This window comes from uncultured Meiothermus sp. (genome assembly GCF_937863175.1).
Classification (GTDB): domain Bacteria; phylum Deinococcota; class Deinococci; order Deinococcales; family Thermaceae; genus Meiothermus.
The window spans coordinates 1-5,261 of sequence record NZ_CALMCQ010000031.1; the positions used below are offsets into that span (position 1 = coordinate 1).

5 protein-coding genes are annotated in these 5,261 nt (G+C 58.0%); 3 read left to right on the plus strand and 2 right to left on the minus strand.

From position 1 onward, the window contains the following. A partial coding sequence (locus tag Q0288_RS01235; protein WP_299425920.1) for a chromate transporter occupies positions 1 to 621 on the minus strand: 621 nt, incomplete at its 3' end. Positions 622 to 711: 90 nt separating this feature from the next. Between Q0288_RS01235 and Q0288_RS01240 the strand changes: the two genes are divergently transcribed. The 3 genes from Q0288_RS01240 to Q0288_RS01250 all read left to right on the plus strand — a co-directional run bounded on the left by Q0288_RS01240 (position 712) and on the right by Q0288_RS01250 (position 4,353). Next, positions 712 to 2,283: an ABC transporter substrate-binding protein gene (locus tag Q0288_RS01240; protein ID WP_299425924.1), complete on the plus strand. Its 1,572-nt coding sequence runs from the start codon at positions 712 to 714 to the stop codon at positions 2,281 to 2,283. A 192-nt stretch (positions 2,284 to 2,475) separates the two neighbouring features. Further along, on the plus strand, positions 2,476 to 3,483 hold the full coding sequence (locus tag Q0288_RS01245) for an ABC transporter permease (RefSeq protein ID WP_299425927.1): 1,008 nt from the start codon (positions 2,476 to 2,478) through the stop codon (positions 3,481 to 3,483). 15 nt (positions 3,484 to 3,498) lie between these two features. After that, positions 3,499 to 4,353: an ABC transporter permease gene (locus Q0288_RS01250; protein WP_299425930.1), complete on the plus strand. Its 855-nt coding sequence runs from the start codon at positions 3,499 to 3,501 to the stop codon at positions 4,351 to 4,353. A 389-nt stretch (positions 4,354 to 4,742) separates the two neighbouring features. Here Q0288_RS01250 and Q0288_RS01255 read toward each other — a convergent pair whose 3' ends face one another. Further along, a complete protein-coding gene (locus Q0288_RS01255; RefSeq protein WP_299425933.1) occupies positions 4,743 to 5,195 on the minus strand; it encodes a hypothetical protein in 453 nt (150 codons plus the stop codon). Between the last annotated feature and the right edge of the window lie 66 nt (positions 5,196 to 5,261).

The window sequence follows — 5,261 nt, forward strand, 5'->3', positions numbered from 1 at the left end:
TATTTCCTGCATTAAGCCAATCAACACATACCCCGAACCAAATAAGGTTGAACCCACCAGCAAAAAGAACCAGAACAGGCTGATGGGTTCCACGCTCAGCATTCTTGTGGTCTTGCTCATCATCATCAAGAAGCCAACCAGCAATACCACCGCCCATTCCACCAGACCCAGCCCCGCCAGAACAAGTCCAGCCAGAGCGAGCATCCAGGTCAGGGGTTGTTTTCGCGGGTGTGGTAGTAAGTCCCACAGAGCCTGGGCAATCAGGGCTACCACGGCCAGCTTGAGTCCCAGAAAGGCACCCTGCACCAGGGGGATAGAGGCTACCTCTTGATATAGCGCCACCAGCGCCAGCGTGACCAGTGCGGCGGGCACAATAAAACCAATGCCGGCCAGCAACAAGCCCCACGATCCACCCCTTGCATGGCCCAGCAGCATTGCCGTTTCGGTGGAGTTGGGGCCGGGAATCAGATTGACTGCGGCCAGCATCTTCAGGTACTGCTCTCTACTGACCCATTTTCCTTCCCCAACCAGCAGTCGCTGAAAAATCGCAAAGTGGGCTGCTGGACCGCCAAAAACGGTCAAACCCAGCCAGGCAAAGGTTTTGAGGATGTCCCAGGGCATCAGTCCAAGTGTAATGGCAGGTGTCATCTCTGTGTCTTGACCAACAGTGTGTTTATCTGTATTGTTTGCGACATATCGAAAGGAGGTTTCATGAAACTTATCAAAGCAGTTGGACTTATCGCGGTGCTAGGTCTGGGCAGTGCCCTGGCCCAAGACCGTACCCAGACCCTGATATATGGCGGGGACTGGTCAGACCTGATTACCATGGATCCGCAGGTATCCTACGAGTTTTCCGGTGGTCTGGTCACCGACAATCTGTACGAAACTCTGGTCAAGTATGAGGGGGCCGACCTCTCAACGCTCAGGCCGGGGCTGGCCGAAAGCTGGAAGGTGGATCGGGGCCGGGATTCCTGGGAAATCACATTTCGCCTGCGCCGGGGCAGCAAGTTTTCCAGCGGCAACGAGGTGACGGCCCGGGATGGGGTCTACACCTGTGAACGGGCCCTGGCGATTAAGGGGCCGGGCTCTTTCCTGTTTACCGAAATTGCCCAGCTAAAGCCGGGGGCCACCAAAGCCCTGGACAACTATACGGTGATGGTGAGCATTCCAAAAACAGCCTCACCGGGCTCCTTTCTCTCGATCCTGACCTTCAACATCGGCGGCATCGTGGACTCCGAAACGGTGCAGAGAAACGCCAGGGGCAACGATTTTGGCAAGGAATGGCTCACCAACAATTCCGCTGGTTCGGGGCCCTTCCGGCTGGTGCGGTGGGATCGTGGCTCACAGGTTTTGTTGGAAGCCAGCCCCAATGCCCGCCTGAAGCCCAAATTGCAGCGCGTTATTCTGCGTGAGATCAAGGAGCCTGCGGTTCTGCGCACCGCCCTGGAATCGGGCGAGATTGATATTGCTGAGGGACTAACGCCTGAAGCTTTGCGGGCGCTGGCCAACAACCCCCGCTTCAAGACCCTTCGTGCTGACAGCCTGCGCCTGAACTACCTGGGTATGAGCGTCAAAGAGGGCAGCCCCTTTGCCAACAACCTTGTGCGGGATGCAGTGCGTTATAGCATCAACCAGGACGAGCTGGTGAGCGGCCTGGTACAGGGCAACGGAACCAAGATTCAGACCATCATCCCCAAAGGGTTGCTGGGCTACGATGCCCGTACCCCCTACAACTTCGATCCCGCTCGAGCCAGACGTCTTTTGGCCCAGGCAGGCCTCCCCAATGGTCTCGAGTTTGAACTACTGGTCAGCACGGGTATCTGCGGCGGGGGCATTCCCTGTGCCGACATCGCTGCCAAGATTCAATCCGATCTTGCCAAGGGCGGCTTCAAGGCCAATGTAAAAGCCATCGCCAATGCGGAGGTGTTGCGCACCTACCGTGCCCAGAACCACCAGATGGTTCTGGTAGGCTGGAGCCCGGATTTCCCTGACCCCGATGGCAACGCCACCCCCCTGGCCAATTATGCGGCCCGCAGCCTGGCCTGGCGCAATGTCTGGAATGATGCCACTTCGGCAAAGCTGGCCAACCAGGCCTCGCTGGAAACCGATCCGGCCAAGCGTACGGCACTCTACCGCCTACTGACCGACTATGTGCTGAAGAATGGCCCCTATGCCATCCTCTATCAACCGGCGGTTCCGCTGGGCCTGTCGGCCAAAGTGGAAGGCTATGTGCGCAATGCCCAAAGCCAGGTGCGCTTTGAGAACATCAGCAAGCTGCCGTAGATGCCGATAGCAGATAGCCTAGTAGCGAATAGCTGATAGTTCATGGTTTGTAAAGTGCTCTATCGGGCCTGGTTGGCTGCCAGCTCAAGAACCGCATCCGGCCCGTGAAGCTGGTTTCGGGATCGGGTGAACCAGCGTAGATAGAGAGTGACAAAGCCCTGACTATCAGCTATCTGGTTATGAGTAGCCCGCATGTTTTCCTACTTTATCCGTCGTTTGTTTTTTGTGATCTTTGTGGCCTGGGGGGTCACGTTTGCCACATTCTTTATAGCCAACGTGGTGCCGATTGACCCGGCCATTGCTGCTTTGGGTGATAACGCCCGCGAAGAACAAATCCAGGAATTCCGAGAACGCTACGGTCTGGACAAACCCATCTGGCAACAGTACCTCATCTACATGGGGCGCCTGGCTTCAGGGGATCTGGGCAATTCGTTGCGCACCCAGCGGGCCGTGGCCGAGGATCTGAGGGAGTTTTTTCCGGCTACCCTCGAGCTTTCGGTGGCGGCTTTTTTGGTGACCTTGCTTCTGGGGGTGCCTGCGGGTATTCTGGCCGCTCTCCGACAGAACAAGGCCTCGGATGTAACGGTGCGAGTTCTGGCCCTGATGGGTGGGGCCACCCCAGTCTTTTTTTTGGCCGTGTTGCTCCAGTATGTGTTTGCCCGACAACTGGATCTCTTGCCGGTGCAGGGGCGATTGGATGGGTTTACCTTTCCACCGCCCAGGGTTACGGGTCTGGTCGGGGTAGATGCACTGCTGGCCCGTGACTGGGCGGCTTTTGTGGACTCACTGCTGCATCTGATGCTGCCAGCATTTGTGCTGGGGTTGTTTTCCGCTGCAATTCTGGCCCGGATGACCCGTGCCACCATGCTCGAGGTACTTTCGCAAGACTATATTCGTACCGCCCGAGCCAAGGGGGTTGCTGGGCGGGCGGTGATTTTCCGCCACGCCCTCAAGAATGCCTCCCTGCCCATTCTGACCTTGCTGGGTGGGTTGTTGGGGGGTCTGCTCTCTGGAGCCGTTCTGACCGAAACCATCTTTAGCTGGCCGGGCATTGGACGCTATGTCACCCAGTCCGCGACCAGCCTGGACTTTCCAGCCGTGATGGGAGTCACGTTGCTGGTGGGCCTGGTCTACGCCCTGATCAACCTGATCACAGACCTGCTCTATGCCTTCCTTGACCCACGAATACGCTATTCCTGATCGGCCGGAGAACCCATGGCTGTTTTAGCCCCTGTCAATCGCCCTTCCCGCCCACTTCGGCGCTTCTTGCGCAACCCAGGGGGCTTAATCGGGGCCAGTCTGCTGGTGGTGTTAATCCTGCTGGCTTTGCTGGCTCCAATCATTGCCTCCGATCCCATCAACCAGAACATTGCCGAACGGCTTAAGCCCCCCTCTGCACAACATATTCTGGGCACCGACCAGCTGGGTCGGGATGTGTGGGCCAGGGTCGCACATGGAACGGGCATTTCTCTGAAGGTAGGGTTTGGGGTAGTGGTTTTAGCTGTGCTGATTGGAGTTTTGGTGGGTTTGTTGGCTGGAACCCTCGGCGGAGCCTGGGACAACCTGCTGATGCGTGTAACCGACATCTTTTTTGCCTTTCCTTCCCTGATTCTGGCGATGGCAATTGCTGCCGCACTTGGGCCCAATCTCAACAACACCATCATCGCGGTGGCGCTGGTAAGCTGGCCCATCTATGCCCGCCTGGTACGGGCCAGTGTGCTGGCCCTGCGGGAGCGCGAATTTGTCGAGGCTGCCCGCGCACTGGGGGCCGGCAGAAGCCGTCTGATGCTGCGCCACCTGTTGCCCAACACCCTTACGCCGATTTTTGTCCAGGCTAGCTTTGATGTGGGTGGGGCTATCCTGACCGCCGCTGGGCTGTCATTTATAGGCTTTGGGGCGCAGCCGCCCACTCCGGAGTGGGGCGCGATGGTCTCCGAAACCCGAAGTTACATAGCCGAGGCCATCTGGGCTCCCACCGCACCAGCCATCGGTATCCTGCTCACCGTGCTGGCCTTCAATCTGTTGGGGGATGCATTGCGCGACATTCTGGATCCCAGAGGGAGGGATTAGGGCGGTAAAGGAGAGGCTCTAAAGGATATCGCAAGGATGTCGAAATCTATAGCGTAGTGCTGACGCACCAGACAACCCGTCCCGAAGGCTTTAGGAGCCTTGAGGAATCTGGATTTGTCGAGGATTTTAGGCCTGGTTTTCAGGATCCGCTCCGCATCGCTGCGAAGGTCTAGGTCGCTGATCCGGGTCTTGCAGTTGCCATGGTAGCCTGGGCCAGAGAGCGAACCAGGGCAAGCGGTTTGTCATTTTTAGGCCTGGACACCGATTTCAACCACCTGAAGCTGCACAGTTTTTACGAAGGTTTGGGCATTACCTGCGCAGGCGAGAAGCGGTTGACCCAGCTGGATTACCCGCTATAAGTTGTGCTGTGCGAGTCGAACCTTTAGCGGCTACAAACCCCCACAATCCACCGGGGCCGAGGGATTCTCGGTCATGCGCCATACGCCCGAGCGAAACTGCCCCGCTTTGTAATAGATGTGGCGCGGGCTCTCGAGGTCTTCGGGGTTGCCCAGCGAGGCCAGCGCAACCTCTAACGCCATGCACTGTTCCGGGTCTGCCGCAACCCAGTAGAGCTGTCCTTTCTGGGGCATCTCGGCCAGGGTGAAGCCGTTGCTCAACGATACCCACTGGTGCAGCTTGATCTGTACCTGGCAGCCACCGCCTCCGAGAGCCTTCACACGGGTAACCTGTCCGGTGGCGGTGTAGGTGCGGTAGGGGCTTTGAGCATCGGTGCTTTGAGGTGGAGCGCTGCCGTTGCTTCGCATCCACTGGCTTCCGCCCATAACCAGGACGGTGAGGGCGGCAACCCCCCCCACGACCCACCACGGTTTCAGCCGAGCCATCTCTTTAGTATTAGGCCAAATCTGATTAGGGCGGGGTGTGAGGGCGGGCTAAAGGGGGGCTTTAGA

Coding starts and splice junctions, on each gene's coding strand:
- Q0288_RS01240 (WP_299425924.1), top strand. CDS start 712: ATGAAACTTATCAAAGCAGTTGGACTTATCGCGGTGCTAGGTCTGGGC.
- Q0288_RS01245 (WP_299425927.1), top strand. CDS start 2,476: ATGTTTTCCTACTTTATCCGTCGTTTGTTTTTTGTGATCTTTGTGGCC.
- Q0288_RS01250 (WP_299425930.1), top strand. CDS start 3,499: ATGGCTGTTTTAGCCCCTGTCAATCGCCCTTCCCGCCCACTTCGGCGC.
- Q0288_RS01255 (WP_299425933.1), bottom strand. CDS start 5,195: ATGGCTCGGCTGAAACCGTGGTGGGTCGTGGGGGGGGTTGCCGCCCTC.